Genomic DNA, 16,325 nt, shown 5'->3' with positions numbered 1-16,325 from the left:
GCTTACTCCTCCAAGGCCCCCCGCAATTCGCTTCTCCTTCGAATGCCCAGTTTCTTGTAGGTGTTCGTCAGGTGGGTTTCGACTGTGCGGCGGGCTACGTGGAGGAGGTTGGCTATTTGGGTGTTCGTGTGGCCCTCTGCCGCTAGTTCGGCGATGCGGCGTTCGCTGCCGGTGAGGGAGGTCGAGCCGGTGTGGGTGGGGGTGGTGCGGCGGGCGCCTGCGGTGCGGAGGGCCTGGTCGGCGTAGCGCAGCAGGCGTTCGCTGCCCAGGCGTTCGGCGCGTTCGGCGCCCTCGCGGAGGTAGTCGCGGCCACGGGTGCGTTCGCCGGCCGAGATGAGCTGGTGGCCCTGGGCCAGGAGTGAGGCGATCAGTTCCGCCTCCGCCGGGGAGTTCCGCAGGACCGTCACCGCCTCCTCGCCCAGTTGCAGGCCCCGGCGGCCACGGGTCGCGCGGCCCAGGACGCGCAGCGCCCGGCCCAGGGTGCGCGGGGTGTCCCAGACGCGGGCGAGGCGCAGTTCCTCCGCCGCCAGGGTCAGCGCCTCCTGGGGGTTGCCCAGGGCCAGCCGGCATTCCGCCGCCGCCGTCCGCCACGGTGTGACGACCGGGCTGAGGACCGCGCGGGCCGACTGACGGCGGCCGCACTCCAGGAAGTCGTGCAGGGCGCCCGCGACGTCGCCCTCCGTGAAACGCAGCACTCCCCGCGCGTAGAGGAAGCGGTTCAGTTCCCAGGAGTCCGGGGTGGCCCAGAGATCGAAGGTGTCGGCGAGGCGGCGGGCTTCCTGGGTGCGGCCCGTCTCCACCAGGGCCAGCACGGTGTGCGCGTCGGCGTTCGCCGGGCCGCCGCCGGTGCGCCGGCGGGCAGAGGCTCCGGGTGCCCTGGGGTGCTCGGCCAGCAGGGCCGCGTACGTGCCGCGCGCCGCCGCTATGTCCCACCGGGTGTCCAGCAGGGCCTGTTCCATCGGGTGCAGGAGCGACGGGTGCTGGCCCGCCAGACCGCGTTCCAACAGGCGTTCCGCCTCGTCGAGTTCGTCGGCCCACTGCGCCACCGCCGCCGCCGTACCCAGCAGGAACGGCTCGGCGAGCGGGTCGGCGGGCTCCGTCAGGAGCGTGCGCAGCCGGCGCATCGCCTCCCGCGCCGGTATCTCCCCGGCCGTAGCCGCGTACCGGACAAGGAGGGCCTGGCCCGAGGCTCCGACCAGTTCCGGGGAGCGTTCGGCGGTGTCGGTGAGCCAGCGGTAGGCCTCGCCGCGGACCGTCTGGTCCTGGTCGGACAGGAGCGCGGACGCCGTCTGGAGGGTGCGGGCCAGGTCGGCGTGACCGGCCGGCAGCCGGGACTCCAGCCTGCGCAGCGCCTCCACCGCCGTACGGACCTCCCCGCGCCCCGCGAGCGCGGTGCCCAGCGCGATCGCCGTACGGACCTGGTCACGGGGGTCGGCCGGCAGGTCCAGCGCCTCGGCGAGGCGCGGGATGCCGCCGGGGGCGTCGGCGGAGGCGTACTCCAGCGAGCCGAGTTCGGTGAGCAGGCGTTGGCGGAGGTCGTCGGGGAGGGGTTCGCGGAGGGCTCGGCTCAGGTAGCGGACGGCGTCGCCGGGGCGGCCGTCGCGCACGGCGACGGTGGCGGCCTCGCGCAGTACGCGCAGCGCCCACGGCAGTCCGGTCGGCGCGGCGGCCAGCAACTGCCGTGCCACGGCGTCGACATGGTCGCCCCGGCGCAGCATCGCGTGGGCCACCGCCCGGTGCGCGTCCTGACGGCGCGCGGTGGACCAGCCGGCGAGTACGGCGTCCCGCAGGAGGGGGTGGGCGTAGCGGGGGCGGGCGTCGGGGGCGTCCCGGCGCAGCACGCCGAGCCGCGTCATCGCCGTCAGCCAGCCGGACACGCGGGCGTGGTCGGCACCGGACGCCTCGGCGAGGAGGGCGGCGAGGGCCGTGAGGGACGCGGGGGTGGCGGGGGCAGCGGGGGCGGCGGGGGCGGCGCAGGTGGGGCCGCCTGTACGGCCGACGCCTGTGTCCTCCGGTTGTTCTGTCTGTTCTATCTGTTCTGTCTGTTCCGCCAGTTCCAGTGCTGCCAGTGTGCGGGCCACCTCCGCCGTCGTCGGGCCCGCGCTGTCCAGCCACCAGGAGACCGCCGCCGGGTACGCGCCCGGGTACAGCGCGGCGCACGTCTGCGGGACGGCCGTCGGGGGCGGAACACCGACGAGGTCGTCGAGGAGGGCGTGCAGAAGCAGCGGGTTGCCCGCGCCGGCGCGCACGCAGTCCGCCGTCCACCGGTCGGAGGCCGTCGGGAAGGCGGCGCGGACCAGGTCGGCCGAGGCGTGGTCGGTGAGGGGGGCGAGGGTGTGGGTGCGGACGGCGGACGGGGAGAGGGCGTGGGTGAGACCGGCGGGCCGTAAGTCGATGTCGTACTGGCTGCGTTCGGTGGCCACCAGCAGCACCGGCAGGCGGTCGATGCGGCGGGCCGCCTCCACGAACCAGCGGCGCGAGGCCTCGTCGGCGAGGTGGACGTCGTCCACGGCGACCATCAGCGGTGCCTCGTCGGCGTACGAGCGCAGCAGCCGCCACAGCCGGGCCGCGCTGTCGCGGTCGTCGAAGCCCGGGGCGACGTCCGCGAACTCCGGTACGGGGCCCAGGAGATGGAGGACGGAGGAAAACGGCAGCGCGGTGTCCTCGGGGGAGCAGCGGGCGCGCAGGACGCGCAGCCCGAGGTGGGTCGCGTGCGCGGCGGCGGCCTCCAGGACGGCGGACCGGCCGGTGCCGCTCGCGCCGCGCAGCAGGACGAGACGGCCGATCCCGGCGCGGGCGCGCTCCGCCTCCGCCGCGAGCAGCGCGTGCGCGTCGTCACGTTCCCGCAAGGGTCCGGTCATCGCTGCCTCCTGCTGTCGGATAGGTCATCGGGTAGGTCATCGGGTAGAGCGTCGAACACGTGGGCGGATATGCCGTCTGGCGTGTAGAGGTAGAGGCCGTGTGGCTGGAAACGGGTTCGCGCAAGCAATGTGGCGAGACTCACGGCCGGTCGAACGACGGCGAGGATATCCGCTCTGACCTGCGGTGATGCGGGGAAACCGTGGTCGTCGGCGGCTTGGTCTCGTGGTCGGTCTCGTGGTGCTCCACGATTGCGCGCACCACAGGGAGCGCAGAAGTCTGGACCTGACCCATCCGTCACCACATGGGGGCCACGGTTGCTCAGCTCACCTCGGACACCAGAGACCGGCACCGGCATCGGCACCAGCACCAGCACCGCCGTCGGAACCCGGCGGCGGATTCCGGTGACCGTCCAGGCACCGGATCCGATCTCCCGCGAAGGCGCCGTCAGCCAGTTGCGCGGGCGTCCGGAGGTCGAGGTCCGCGAGGAACTCCCGGCCGTCGGCGGCACGGTGGCGCTGCTGATCGAGGACACCCTCGACGAAGCGGCGCTGGCCCGGCTGCGGCGGATCGTGCGCAGTGAGGGTACCCGGGCGGTGCTCGTCGTGGGCACGATCCGCGAGACCGAGCTGCTGGACGTCATCGAGTGCGGGGTCGGGGCCATCGTCTGGCGTCGCGAGGCCACCGCGCACCGGCTGGTGCAGGCAGTGCTGGCCGCCCACCGGGGCGACGGCGATCTGCCCGCCGACCTGCTCGGCAGGCTCATCAGCCAGGTCGGCACCATGCACCGGGGTGCGGCGGGCCGGCCCGGCGCGCCCTCCCTGGGGCTCGCGCCTCGGGAGGTGGACGTCCTGCGGCTGGTCGCCGAGGGGCTGGACACCGGAGAGATCGCCAGCAAACTGTCCTACTCCGAACGAACCGTCAAGAACGTCATGCACGGACTCACGACGCGGTTGCATCTGCGCAACCGGGCGCACGCGGTGGCATATGCCCTCCGGGAAGGCTACATCTGACCGAACGGGCAATCGAAGGCGGACACGCGGGCAGTATGCCGTGCCCGCCTGTCGACCCTGCCGCGCCTGCGGAACCGGGGCCGCCCGAGGCACGGTTGGTACGGCAGGGCAATGGGCGGGGTGACGCCCGTGGGTGATCGGCAAGGCAGTTGAGGAGCACGACGGTGATCCACGAGGTGGACGAAGTCCTCAAAAGCCTGCTCGAAGGCGGCACGCTCGCCGGTTCCGGCATCGAGGTCTCCTTCGAGGCCCCGACCCGCGACTGGGCCGCCCGGCGCAACGCCCCGGTCATCAACACCTACCTGTACGACATCCGTGAGGACGTGTCCCGGCGGCAGCGCGGCCAGATGGCGGTGCGCGACGAACGGGACGTCGTCGTGAAGCGCCGCCAACCGCCGCGCTGGTTTCGGCTGTCGTACCTCGTGACCGCGTGGACGCGGACGCCCCAGGACGAACACCGGCTGCTGTCCGCCGTGTTGGCGACACTGCTGCCGCGCGAGATGCTCACGGCCGACGAACTCCCGGGTGCCCTGGGCGCGTTGGGCCTTGCGATGCCGTTGACGGTGGCCGGCATCCAGACCGAGTCGCGTTCCCTCGCCGAGATCTGGTCCGCCCTCGGCGGCGAACTCAAGCCGTCCCTGGACCTGGTGGTGACGGCCCCCTTCCCGGCCTACCCGGAGTACGACGCCGGGCCGCCGGTCACGGAGGGCGCGGCGGTCCGCCTGCGCGGCATGGACGGCGACCCCCCGGAGTCCGCCGAACGCGCCCACCGCCCCCACCAGGTGGCAGCGGCCAAAGCCGCCCGGGAAGCCGCCCGAGAGGCCACGGCCCACCGCCCGGACCAACGATGACCGGGCCCAAGACCGGGGCGACCACCGAGGAACAGCAGCCCGTGATCGCCGCCCCGGAGGGCGGGGGCGTCGGGGAGTTGCTTGGTCGGCTTGGTGGGTTGCGGGAGCGGGTCGGTGAGTTGGTCGATCGGCGGGCCGTCGGGGATCCCACCGCCGGGGATCCGCTGCGGGGGCTGTATCTGTCCGAAGAGGCTGTGCGTCATCACCTGCTCGCCGGTGCCGGGACCGGCAGCGCTACGGACGGCCCCGGGCCTGCGGCCGGTGCCGGCCTCGCCGCCCTCGCCTCGCGGCTTCGGCTCTCCGAGTTCGATGCCGCGGTCCTGCTTGTCGCGCTCGCGCCCGATCTCGACCGGTCCTTCGAGCCGCTCTACGGGTATCTGAACGACGACGTCAGCAGGCGGCGGGCCACCGTCGGGCTTGCCCTCGAACTGTGCGGGGCGTCCGCGCACGAGGCCGCGGCGCGGGCCCGGTTCCACTCCTCGGCGCCCCTGCGCGCGTACGGGCTACTGGACGTCGAGGAGCCCGAACGGCCGTTCCTGTCCCGCTCGTTGCGCGTCCCGGACCGGCTGCTCGCCCATCTCCTCGGTGACGACACCCCGGACGCCGCCCTGCACGGACATCTGCGTCCGCTCCCCCCGCCGCTGCCCGCCGACGGCGACGAGGGCCTCGTACGGCTGCTGGCGGACCGGCTGCGGGACGGCGGCCCGCTCACCTTCTATCTGCGGGAGCACCGCGAGGGCGACGGCCTCGCCGCGATCGCCTCGGCGCTGGACGCGGCAGGCGTCCGTGCCCTGCGTTTCACCGGGCCCGACGACCGCGTCCCCGACCTGCTGCGCGAGGCGCGGCTCGGGGGGCGGGCGGTCGTCGTGTCGGGGCTGCCGGACCAACCGGCCGCGCTGATCGGCCTGTTGGCCGACGCCTCGGACGACGTCACCGTCCTGCTCACCGACGCCCGCCCCTACGATCCGCACTGGTCCACCCACGATCCGCTCGTCCTGGACGCCCCGCGCCGCCGGGCGGGCGGCACCGCGACCTGGGCGACCGCCCTCGCCGCCGCCCCGCTGTCCTTCGACCTGGCCGCGACCGTCGCGCCCTACCGGCTCGGCGGTGAGCGGGTCGCGCGGGCCGCGCGGGCCGCCGTGGCGCTGGCAGAGTTCGAGGGCGGGCCGGTCACCGCCGAGCATGTGCGGCTGGCGGCGCGGCAGCAGTCGGCGTCGGGCCTCGAGCGGCACGCGCGGCGGATCCGGCCGGACGTCGGCTGGGACGATCTGGTGCTGCCCGAACGGCCGTTGACGCAACTGCACGAACTCGCCCTGCGCGCCCGGCACCGGGACCGGGTCCTCGGCGACTGGCGGCTCAGCGCGGGCGGCGGGCGCGGGCGCGGGGTGCTCGGGCTGTTCGCGGGCGAGTCCGGCACCGGCAAGACGCTCTCCGCCGAGGTCGTCGCCGCCGAACTCGGCCTCGACCTCTACGTCGTGCAGCTCTCCTCCGTCGTCGACAAGTACGTCGGCGAGACGGAGAAGAACCTGGAGCGCATCTTCAGCGAGGCCGACCGCACCGACGCCGTGCTCCTCTTCGACGAGGCCGACGCCGTCTTCGGGAAGCGGTCGGAGGTGAAGGACGCGCACGACAAGTACGCCAACATGGAGAGCGCCTACCTGCTCCAGCGGCTGGAGTCGTTCGACGGCATCGCGCTGCTCACCACCAACCTGCGCGCCAACATCGACGAGGCGTTCACCCGGCGGCTCGACCTCGTCGTCGACTTCCCGTTCCCGGACGCCGGTCAGCGCCTCGCGCTGTGGCGGCACGGGCTGGTCCACGTGCCCTGCGCCGAGGGAATCGATCCGGGGCCGCTGGCCCGGGACTTCGAGCTGGCCGGCGGTTCCATCCGCAGCGCGGTCGTCACCGCCGCCTACCTCGCCGCCGGCCGCGACGAGCCGGTCGGCGACGGCGACCTGCTGGAAGGGGCCCGCCGCGAGTACCGCAAGGCGGGCCGCCTCGTCCCGGGCGAAGCCAACTGGTGACCGATGCGGCCACCCGTCGGCCCCCCCGTCGGCCTCCCGGGGTCAGACGCTGGGGAGTGCGCCGAGCAGCGCTCCCGTCGCCAGTACGACGTACGCGCCGAGGGTGACGGAGCCCGTCGCCAGCAGTGTGGCCCGCGGGGGCTGGCGCACCAACTGGTAGGCGATGAGGCCCGGCACGATGTAGCCGAGTGTCTGGTGGCTGAACAGGTACGGGAACTGGTGCTTCAGGAGGAGGAAGGACGTCGCCTGGAGCGCAGCTCCTCGTCGGTGACCGTCTCCGGGTCGACGGCGATCAACTCGCAGTTCCGGGCGTCGGCTTCCTTCTGGAGGATGTGCAGCCGGTCCTGTTCCGCGGTGACGCAGGTCCCGCCGACGGGCATCGAGCGGGACAGCGAGCGGGCGACGTCGTCGAGGGTGGGGCCCATCTCGGCGAGGTGGTCCTCGCGGACGTTGCACAGCACCCCGATGGTGGAGCGGATCAGCTTGGTCTGGTTGACCTCCTGGAGGGCCGGCATGACGGCCATGCACTCCGTGACGAGCGCGTCGGGCCGGTAGGCGGCGGCCCGCCGCACGATGCCGATCTGCTCGACGACGTTGGCGATGCCGAACTTGCGGTGCACCGGCTCCTCGGTGGCGTCCGGGTGGATGAACCGGGCGGCCGTGCCGGTGGTCTTGGCGACGGTGACGAGGCCGCCGCCGCGCAGCGCTCCCGCGCACAGGCGGGTGATGGAGCTCTTGCCGCGGATGCCGTTGACCAGCACGCGCTGGGGTATCAGGTCGAGGTTGTCGTAGTGCCGGCGCTGTTCGATGATGCCGGCGGCCAGCAGGCCGAGGGCACAGACGAGGAAGACGCTGTAGAGGAAGAGCATGTCCTTCTTCCGGGTGCGGTGCGGGGGAGTGCTGCTGCCGAACTGACCGGGCGGGTCACTGCCCGTCGGCGGTGGCGGGGAACTTCCGGTCGGCGGCGGCGAGTCGCTGCCGGATGAGTTCGAGGCTGCGGGCCACGGATCCGACCTCGTCGTGGTGCTGGGGGTAGATCACGGTCGTCCGGTCCCCGGCCGCGAGCGCCGTCGCCGACCGGTCGAGGGCGCGCAGCGGGCGCAGCACGGTCAGCCACAGCCAGCCCAGGCCGAGCAGGGCGGCGGCGAGGGCGAGCAGCCCGGCGAGTTCGGCGTGCCGCGCGGTCTCGTACCCGGCGAGGCGCAGCCAGGCGACCGGCTTGTGCGTGACGACGCGCCAGCCCAGCGTGTCGACCGCCACCGTGTCCCGGGTGCGGGCGGAGGACTGGGCCGCGGGCCGGGCGGGGGGCGCGGAGGTGATCGCGGCCGTGGCGGTGAGCGTGTTCGCGCCCGGCTTGGGCGGTGAACTGAAGGCGATGAAGCCCTGGTTGGAGGCGATGATCCGGCCGCGGGCATCGACCAGCCACGAGCGGCCGATGCCGGAGCGGGTCAGCACGCCGTTGAAGACGTCGGCCCGCAGTTCGGTGACCAGTCGGCGGGTGCCGTCGCCGACGGGCACCGCGGCGGCGGCCGCCGGCACCTTGCCGGAGCGGTTGAGCTGGAGCACGGCGGGCGCGCCCGGTTTGACGCCCGCCAGGGCGGCCTTGCGGTCGATGTCCAGCGAGGTCTTCCCGGCGTGGGCCACCATCTTGCCGGCGGCGTCCACGAGGTAGAGCGAGCTCCACCCGTCGTGCCCGGTCAGCTCGTCGTCCAGCACCTCGTCGACGCGGGTGCCGCCGCCTGCCGTCAGCCGGGCGATCGAGGAGAGGTCGGCCACGCTCTCCGAGAGCGTGCGCCGGATCCGGTCGGCGGCCGCCTGGGTGCGGTACTTCTGGTCCTGCTCGGCCTGCGCGGGCACCCGGTCCGGCACGGCGAAGGAGGTGAGGAGCGGCAGCGCGACCCCCCACGCCACGATGAGCGCGGCGCAGCACACGACGACGGCACGTGGACCTCGTAGGACGCCCGGTGCGCGGTACGTGCGTGGCTCGGACTCCGACTCGGCGGTGTCACCGTGGAGTTGGTGCCGGAGCGATTCCAGCGCCCCGGCGATCCGGCCCGTCTCACCGCGCGTGCGTACGGCCACCCGGTGTCCGAGGTCACCGCTGGCGAGGCGACGGGCCTCCCGGTGCAGGCGGAGCAACGGCCGCTGGACGTACAGCACGAGAGCCGACCTCCTGCGCGCCATGGCCAAAGCCGGCCACGAAATCGGCAACCACTCCTGGAGCCACGCCGACCTCACCCGCCTCGCACCCGACGCCATGCGCGACCAGATCACCCGCACCAACGCCGCCGTCAAAGCAGCCACCGGCAACAACCCCACCCTGCTGCGCCCGCCCTACGGCGCCGTCAACGACGCGGTCAGGCAGACCGCAGGCCTACCAGTGGCCCTGTGGAACCTCGACACCGAGGACTGGAAATACCGGGACAGCACCAAGGTCGCCGACACCGTGCTGAACAACGCCAAGTCGGGCGACATCGTCCTCCTGCACGACATCCACCCCACCTCCGTCGACGCCGTCCCCCGCATCCTGGCCGGCTTCAAAGAACAGGGCTACCACTTCGTCACCGTCAGCCACCTCCGCGCCGACCTCAAGCGAGCCGGCTGACCGTCACTGCGCGCGCCACTTCTGGTTCGGGGTGCCCGAGCAGGTCCACAACTGGAGCTTGGTGCCGTTGCCGGTGCCGTTGTCCTTGGCGTCCACGCACTTGTTGGCCTGCGGGTTGACCAGGTCACCGTGCTCGCTGAGGATGAACTGCTGGGCGGGGTTGCCGCTGCAGTTGGCCACCTGGATGGCCGCGCCGTCGTCCTTCGAGCCCCAGGCGACGTCCATGCACAGGCCGAGCGAGCGCACGGTGCCGTCCTTGCCGAAGACCCACTTCTGGTTGGCCGACCCGGCGCAGTCCCACAGTTGGAGCCGGGTGCCGTCCTTGCCCTTGCCGTTCTGCGCGTCGGTGACGTCGATGCACCGGTTCGAGGCCTGGCCGATGATGATCGCGCCGGGTACCGGGGTCGTCACCTTCGGCCCGCCCGAGCCGCCGCTGTCCGTCGTACCGCCGCTGCCCGACTGCGACCCCGAGGTGGTGCCCGAACTGCCGGACGCGTCATCGCTGTTGTCGTCCTGCTTCGGCGGGGCGGACGACGTCTGCTGCTCGGGCAGCGGGTCGGCGGAGGCGTCCACCTTCGGCGCGGGCGGCGCCGAGACGGACGGGGGCGCCAGGGTGTTGGCGCCGGCCGCCACCGGCAGCTCCTTGGCGCTGGTGTTGACCGGCGGCTTGTAGGCGATCCAGATCATCACGAACGCGATGCCCAGCGCCAGGGCCAGGCTGAAGGCCGTCGCCAGCCAGCGCGGCAGGAACCCGCGCTGCACGAACGTCCCGTCCACCGACAACGGCACCGCCCCCGACCGCTGCACGGTCAGCGCGTACGGCCGCTGCTCCTTCGCCCCGAACCAGATGACCTGGCGGGGGCGCAGCGTCGCGTCGACGAACGCCGCGCGCCCCGGCTCGATCTGCACACTGCCCGGCCGGAACTCGTACCCGAGGTGGTCGCCCATGTCGGTGCCCGCGACGGACGCCGTCACCCGCGTGTTGCCGACGTTGTCGATCGCGAGCCGCGGACGCCCCCGGAACCGCCCCTTCACGGTCGGCGGCACCAACTCGGCCCGCACCTCCGTGAACGGCGCGACCGTCAGGTTCCCCTCCGGGACGGTCACCGCCTCCGGATACTCGGTCGGCGTAATACGTACGGCGTAGGGGTGGGGGCCCGCAGCCGCGTCCGGGGTACGGGGCGGGGCGAAGGTCAGCTCCACCTCGCCCGTCGTCCCCGGGAAGAGACGCAGCGTCTGCGGCTCCACCGTCGTCCAGGGAGCCACGTTCCCGACCGGCTCGAAGCGGTACTCGTCGACGACGTCACCGGTATTGCGAACGCGCAGCCGTACGGTCGCCCGGCCGCCGGGGTCCACGCTCGCGGCGGCCGGTTCCAGAGAGGTCCACAGAGTCACCTGGCGACGTTACGACGCCCGACCGGGTCCCGTCAGTAGCCCATCGGGCAAGACCCCTGCCCGAAAGTGAACGTCGGACGGTGCAGGCGTCGGTGCGTCAGACGGTTCGTCAGACGGTGAAGCGGACCGCCTCCAGTTGGAGTTTCCAGTCCATGGGGCTGCCGCCGTAGATCCACTTGTCCTTGGCGGTCGGGCTCGAACAGCCCAGGCCCCGCCAGCCCTTGTCCTTGATGTGCGCGTTCTGGCAGACCGAACTGCCGTCGCCCAGACCGATGGTGAAGCCCTGGAGCGGCGAGACCGCCTCCTTGAGGCTGCCGAGGTACATGTCGATGCCGTCGGCCGCCTTCGACCACCTGGGGCCGGTCAGCCAGCCCTCGTTCACATGGGCGCCGTTGCCGGTGACGCCCTTGGTGCCCACCGAGGCGATGTTCAGTTCCTTGATCGGCAGGCCCTTGCCGGTCGTGCCCGCGATCGCGCCGTCGCACACCGGGTCCTGCCAGCCCCGGTCGGCGACATAGGCGCGGTAGCAGATGTGCCGGCCGTCGCTGCGCGCGGCCAGCGCCTGCACGGCGTCGGCGGCGGTCAGCTTCCTCGGCTTCGCGGGCTTCTTCGTCTCGCCGCCGCCCCCGCCACCACCGCCACCACCGCCGCCTCCGTCGCCGCCCGCGGCAGCGGCGGTCGGGGTGACGACCGGGGTCTCGGGCACCGCGGGGGCCGCCGGGGCGGGCGCCAGGACCGGGGCGCTGGGGGTCGTGGAGGGGTCGGGCGCCAGGGTGTTGGCGCCGGCCGCCACGGGCAGTTCCTTGGCGCTGGTGATGACCGGCGGCTTGTACGCCAGCCAGATCATCACGAACGCGATCGCGAGGGCCAGGCTGAGGCTGAAGACGGTCGCCAGCCAGCGCGGCAGGAACCCGCGCTGCACGAACGTCCCGTCCACCGCCAGCGGCACCGCCCCCGACCGCAGCACGTTCAGCGCGTACGGCTGCTCCTCCTTCGAGCCGAACCAGATGATCTGGCGGGGGCGCAGCGTCGCGTTGACGAACACCGCCCGGCCCGGCTCGATCTGCACGTTGGCCGGCTGGATCTCGTACGCCAGCCGGTCCCCGTTGTCGCTGCCGTTCAGCGAGGCGGTGACGCGGGTGTTGCCGATGTTGTCGATCGCCAGGCGCGGACGCCCCCGGAACCGTCCCTTGACGGTCGGCGGCACCAGCTCGGCCCGCACCTCGGTGAACGCGGTGACCGTCAGGTTCCCCTCCGGGACGGTCACCGCCTCGGGGTGCTCGGTCGGCGTAATACGTACGGCGTAGGGGTTGGGGCCGGCCGTCGCGTCGGGGGTGCGGGGCGGGGCGAAGGTCAGCTCCACCGTGCCCGTCGTCCCGGGGAAGAGACGCAGCGTCTGCGGCTCCACCGTCGTCCACGGGGCCACCGGGCCCACGGGCTCGAAGCGGTACTCGTCCACCACGTCGCCGGTGTTGCGCACGCGCAGCCGTACGGTCGCCCGGCTGCCGGGGTCGACGGTGACGGAGGAGGGTTCGAGGGAAGTCCACAGGCTCACGCGCCGACGTTACGGGGAAGGCGGCGGGCGTGGTCAGAGGCCAGGGGGCAGGGTGGGTGCCCGACCGGGCGCACCCGACCTGCCCGCGGGGACGCGGTACACACCGCCCCCGCAGCCCCTCGGCCTGCTGCTCCCACCGGCCCCGCACTCCCTGCGCACCGCCTCCACCGCCGTCCACCGCCGTCCACTGCCCCGGAGGGCAACAGCCGTGCCCCGACCTGTGCACCGGGGGCCGTTTCAACGGACGCGCTTCGCGCGTGACGGTGAAAGACGTCCTGACGCGTACCCCGAGGAGAGCACAGCATGCCGTCCTACCTGTCGCCCGGCGTATACGTCGAGGAGGTGGCCAGCGGCTCCCGCCCGATCGAAGGGGTGGGCACCTCGGTGGCGGCCTTCGTCGGGCTCGCCCCGACCGGCCCGCTCAACGAGCCGACGCTGGTGACCAACTGGACCCAGTACGTGGCGGCCTTCGGTGACTTCACCGACGGGTACTACCTGGCGCACTCCGTCTACGGGTTCTTCAACAACGGCGGTTCGGCCGCCTACGTCGTCCGCGTCGGCGGTTCCTCGGCCGGCGCCTCCGGTGACGTCAAGTCCCCGGCCGCCGTGGCCGGTTCCGCCGCTCCGGCCGCGCTGACCGCCGGTGAGCCCACCCAGCTCGGCACCTTCGCGGTGACCGCCCTGGCGCCGGGCAACCTGAGCGTCGAGGTCGCGGACGCCGAGGGCGAGGGCCCCGCCGAGCGCTTCAAGCTGATCGTCAAGGACGGCGACAAGGCCGTCGAGACGTTCGACGTGTCGGCGAAGAAGGGCAACCGCTCCTACGTCGTCACGCAGGTCAAGGAGCGCTCCCGGCTCATCACCGTGGCCGAGGCCGCGCCCGCCGCGCAGCTCGCCCGCCCGGAGAACCAGACGGTCGCGCTGCCCGCCGCGGCCGCCCCGGCGGCCGGCGCCCCCGCCGTGCCCGCGGCGGAGACCGGCATGGTCGGCCCGGCCCAGTACCTGGGCGACAGCTCGGACCGCACCGGCTTCGGCGGCCTGGAGGCCGTCGACGAGGTGTCCATGGTCGCGGTGCCCGACCTGATGGCCGCCTACCAGCGCGGCGCGATCGACCTGGAGGCCGTCAAGGCCGTCCAGTTGGGCCTGATCGCGCACTGCGAGCTGATGGGCGACCGGGTCGCGATCATCGACCCGCCGCCGAGCCTGAACGCCCGTCAGATCCGCGTCTGGCGGCAGGAGACGGCCGGTTACGACTCCAAGTACGCGGCCCTGTACTACCCGTGGATCAAGTCTTTCGACCCGGCGTCCGGCCAGGCGCGGCTGATCCCGCCGAGCGGTCACGTGGCCGGCGTGTGGGCCCGCAACGACTCCGAGCGCGGCGTCCACAAGGCCCCCGCGAACGAGGTCGTGCGCGGCGCGGTGGACCTGGAGATCCAGATCACGCGCGGCGAGCAGGACCTGCTGAACCCGATCGGCGTGAACTGCATCCGGGCGTTCCCGGGCCGCGGCATCCGCATCTGGGGCGCGCGTACCCTCTCCTCCGACCCGGCGTGGCGCTACCTGAACGTCCGCCGGTACTTCAACTACCTGGAGGAGTCGATCCTGATCGGCACCCAGTGGGTGGTGTTCGAGCCGAACGACCACGCCCTGTGGGCCCGGATCCGACGCAACGTCTCCGCGTTCCTCGTCAACGAGTGGCGCGCGGGCGCCCTGTTCGGGGCCCGCCCCGAGGAGGCGTACTACGTCAAGTGCGACGAGGAGTCCAACCCGCCGGAGTCCGTGGACCTCGGCCGGGTGGTCTGCGAGATCGGCATCGCGCCGGTCAAGCCCGCCGAGTTCGTGATCTTCCGGCTGGCCCAGTTCCAGAGCGGCAGCGGGGAGCTGGAGGAGTAACCCGACGGCTTCCGTAAGCCTCCCCCTCTCCCTCCCTCACTCGCCGCACGTATCACGTAGAAGGACAGCAAGATGAGTCTCCAGCCGGGTGACGCCCTCACTTCACACAATTTCGGCCTCCAGATCGACGGCGTGATGGTCGAGTACCTCGCCGAGGTCAGCGGCCTCAGCCTCGAACAGGACGTCATCGAGTACCAGCAGGTCTCCGCGCAGGGCAAGCCCGTCACCAAGAAGCTGCCGGGCGTGAAGAAGGCGGGCACCTGCACGGTCGTACGCGGCATGACGCAGTCGGCGGCGTTCAACCAGTGGATCACCGAGTCGATCAACGGCGTGATGGGCACCGCCCGCAAGAACGCCACGATCATGGTGATGGACTACCAGAACAACCCGGTCAAGCGGTACAACATGCGCAACGCCTGGTGCAGCAAGATCGACACCAGCTCGGTGAAGGCCGGCGAGGCCTCCGCGCTGACCGAGACCGTGACGATCACGTTCGAAGAACTGGTCATCGAGTAATGCGGCGTACGTCGGCCGCGCGGGGGCTGGGACTGGGGCAGGGCCAGGGGCAGGCGACGGGGGCTGCGGCCGGGCTGGAGCAGCCCCAGCCCCAGTCTCCGCCTCAGCCTCAGTCCCAGGAGGCAGCCCCGGCTCCGGCCCCGGCCCCGGCGGCGTACCGGTTGCAGACGGAGTTCCCCTTCGAGCTGCCGCGCGGCTACGTCGACGAGGCGGGCACCGTCCACCGCGACGGCGTGATGCGCCTCGCGACGGCGCGGGACGAACTGGTCCCGCTCCGGGACATCCGCGTCCAGGAGAACCCGGCGTACCTGTCGGTGGTGCTGCTGGGCCGGGTCATCACCCGGCTCGGCAGCCTGCCGCTCGTCCACGACGGGGTGGTGGAGAACATGTTCGCCTCCGACCTGGCGTTCCTTCAGGACTTCTACCGCCAGGTCAACGCCGAGGGCCACACCCGCGCCTCGGTGCAGTGCCCCCACTGTTCGGAGCCCTTCGAGGTGGAACTCGGCGGGAGCCGCCTGGGGGAATCGTGACGTACGCGACCGACCGGATGCACGAGGAGATCGCGTACGTCGCCTACCACTTCCACTGGAGCCAGGACGACATCCTCGACCTGGAACACCACGACCGGCGCCGTTACGCCGACCAGATCGCGACCCTGGTGACCAGGGGCCGGGCGGAGGGCTGAGGCATGGGGTTCCTGGAACGACTGCGGGGTCCCTTCGGCGGCAAGACGGGTGGCTCGGGGGCGGGCGACGCCGGTACGCCGGGGGCGGGCGGTGACTCGGGTACGGCGGTAGCGGGCGACGGCGGTTCGTCTTCGGGTACGGGTACGGGCACAGGCACGGGTTCGAGTACGGCGGGTGGTGTCGGTTCGGCGCCGCGCGTCGTGCCGGCCGCCTGGTCGGGGCTTCCGCCCATCCAACGGGCGACGGCAGGGGCGGCGGGCGTCGCCGACTCCGGGTTCGGCGGCCGACTGGCCACCTGGCAGAACCCCTCCTTCATCGGCACCCGCCCCCACGCACTGCTGGACGCGAGCCCGGGCGGCCAGATGAGCAGCCTGCGAGCGACGACCTCACCGGTCGAGGAACCCGAACGGGTGGCTGCGCCGCCTCGACCGGCCCAGTTGCAGCGAGCGGTGCCTTCGACTTCGGGGGGCGGTGCGGGTTCGAGGGGCGGTGCGGCTTCGGGGGTGGGTCCGGCTTCGAGGGGCGGTGCGGCTTCGGGGGTGGGTCCGGCTTCAGTGGCCGGCCCGGCTTCGAGGGGCGGTGCAGCTTCGGGGGTCGGTCCGGCTTCAGTGGCCGGTTCTGCTTCGGGGGGTGGTCTGGGCCGGGGTGTGGGTTCGGCTTCGGCTTCGGCTTCGGCTTCGGCTTCGGCTGTGGGTTCAACTCCGGTTTGGGCTGCGGCTACTGGCTCGGCTCAGACTCGCTCGGTTCAGAGTCGGCGTTCGCCTATGGCTCCGAGTGCGGCTGCGGCTCGGGGTATGGCAGCGGCTGCGACTTCGGGTGCGGCTCAGACTCGGGGTTCGGCGGCGGCTTCGGGGGCAGCTCACACTCCGGGTTCATCTACGGCTTCGGGGGCAGCTCAGACTCCGGGTGCGGCTGCGGGTGCGGTTGCGGC

General features: G+C 72.8%; 12 protein-coding genes and 2 pseudogenes. 8 read left to right on the top strand and 6 right to left on the bottom strand.

Going from position 1 to position 16,325, the window contains the following annotated elements:
• Positions 1-2: 2 nt before the first annotated feature.
• Positions 3-2,861: an AAA family ATPase gene (locus BMZ82_RS31085; RefSeq protein WP_093780737.1), complete on the bottom strand. Its 2,859-nt coding sequence runs from the start codon at positions 2,859-2,861 to the stop codon at positions 3-5.
• Positions 2,862-3,176: 315 nt separating this feature from the next.
• Here BMZ82_RS31085 and BMZ82_RS31080 point away from each other — a divergent pair, with 315 nt between their 5' ends.
• The 3 genes from BMZ82_RS31080 to BMZ82_RS31070 all read left to right on the top strand — a co-directional run bounded on the left by BMZ82_RS31080 (position 3,177) and on the right by BMZ82_RS31070 (position 6,747).
• The gene (locus BMZ82_RS31080; protein ID WP_371271331.1) at positions 3,177-3,872 is read left to right on the top strand and encodes a helix-turn-helix transcriptional regulator; all 696 of its coding nucleotides are present in this window, start codon (positions 3,177-3,179) and stop codon (positions 3,870-3,872) included.
• Between the two features lie 164 nt (positions 3,873-4,036).
• The gene (locus tag BMZ82_RS31075) at positions 4,037-4,723 is read left to right on the top strand and encodes a Pvc16 family protein (protein ID WP_093780736.1); all 687 of its coding nucleotides are present in this window, start codon (positions 4,037-4,039) and stop codon (positions 4,721-4,723) included.
• Positions 4,720-6,747 carry an ATP-binding protein gene (locus BMZ82_RS31070; RefSeq protein ID WP_093780735.1) on the top strand — a complete coding sequence of 676 codons (2,028 nt, stop codon included), beginning with the start codon at positions 4,720-4,722 and terminating at the stop codon, positions 6,745-6,747. The genes BMZ82_RS31075 and BMZ82_RS31070 overlap by 4 nt, the downstream gene beginning before the upstream one ends.
• A 42-nt stretch (positions 6,748-6,789) precedes the next feature.
• Here the strand turns inward: BMZ82_RS31070 and BMZ82_RS42165 are convergent.
• From BMZ82_RS42165 to BMZ82_RS31060, 3 genes and pseudogenes are all read right to left on the bottom strand, one after another.
• Positions 6,790-7,008, bottom strand: a pseudogene (locus BMZ82_RS42165) (poly-gamma-glutamate biosynthesis protein PgsC/CapC); the annotation flags it as partial.
• Positions 6,999-7,616, bottom strand: a pseudogene (gene pgsB, locus BMZ82_RS31065) (poly-gamma-glutamate synthase PgsB); the annotation flags it as partial. The pseudogenes pgsB and BMZ82_RS42165, both read right to left, overlap by 10 nt.
• Before the next feature lie 55 nt (positions 7,617-7,671).
• Positions 7,672-8,907, bottom strand: coding sequence for a HAMP domain-containing protein (locus BMZ82_RS31060; protein ID WP_256252204.1), 1,236 nt, complete (start codon positions 8,905-8,907; stop codon positions 7,672-7,674).
• 22 nt (positions 8,908-8,929) lie between these two features.
• On the opposite strand from BMZ82_RS31060, the gene BMZ82_RS31055 reads away from it, so the two are divergent.
• Positions 8,930-9,352, top strand: a complete 423-nt coding sequence (locus tag BMZ82_RS31055) for a polysaccharide deacetylase family protein (RefSeq protein WP_256252203.1) — start codon at positions 8,930-8,932, stop codon at positions 9,350-9,352.
• A gap of 3 nt (positions 9,353-9,355) precedes the next feature.
• On the opposite strand, the gene BMZ82_RS31050 is transcribed toward BMZ82_RS31055, so the two are convergent.
• Positions 9,356-10,747, bottom strand: coding sequence for an RICIN domain-containing protein (locus tag BMZ82_RS31050; protein WP_093780732.1), 1,392 nt, complete (start codon positions 10,745-10,747; stop codon positions 9,356-9,358).
• A gap of 109 nt (positions 10,748-10,856) precedes the next feature.
• Entirely contained in the window at positions 10,857-12,302 is a 1,446-nt protein-coding gene (locus tag BMZ82_RS31045; protein WP_093780731.1) for a hydrolase, read from the bottom strand.
• 303 nt (positions 12,303-12,605) lie between these two features.
• Between BMZ82_RS31045 and BMZ82_RS31040 the strand changes: the two genes are divergently transcribed.
• The 4 genes from BMZ82_RS31040 to BMZ82_RS40980 all read left to right on the top strand — a co-directional run bounded on the left by BMZ82_RS31040 (position 12,606) and on the right by BMZ82_RS40980 (position 15,393).
• The gene (locus tag BMZ82_RS31040) at positions 12,606-14,192 is read left to right on the top strand and encodes a phage tail sheath family protein (RefSeq protein WP_093780730.1); all 1,587 of its coding nucleotides are present in this window, start codon (positions 12,606-12,608) and stop codon (positions 14,190-14,192) included.
• 72 nt (positions 14,193-14,264) lie between these two features.
• On the top strand, positions 14,265-14,708 hold the full coding sequence (locus tag BMZ82_RS31035; protein ID WP_020132887.1) for a phage tail protein: 444 nt from the start codon (positions 14,265-14,267) through the stop codon (positions 14,706-14,708).
• A complete protein-coding gene (locus BMZ82_RS31030; protein WP_093780729.1) occupies positions 14,708-15,238 on the top strand; it encodes a hypothetical protein in 531 nt (176 codons plus the stop codon). Before BMZ82_RS31035 ends, BMZ82_RS31030 begins: the two co-directional genes overlap by 1 nt.
• Complete coding sequence (locus BMZ82_RS40980) at positions 15,235-15,393, top strand: DUF6760 family protein (RefSeq protein WP_093780728.1); 159 nt, start codon at positions 15,235-15,237, stop codon at positions 15,391-15,393. The genes BMZ82_RS31030 and BMZ82_RS40980 overlap by 4 nt, the downstream gene beginning before the upstream one ends.
• The last annotated feature ends 932 nt before the right edge of the window (positions 15,394-16,325 follow it).

This window comes from Streptomyces sp. yr375 (assembly GCF_900110755.1).
Taxonomy (GTDB): domain Bacteria; phylum Actinomycetota; class Actinomycetes; order Streptomycetales; family Streptomycetaceae; genus Streptomyces.
Note: the sequence above shows the minus strand (reverse complement) of the source record. Positions and strands in the feature narration are given on the sequence as shown.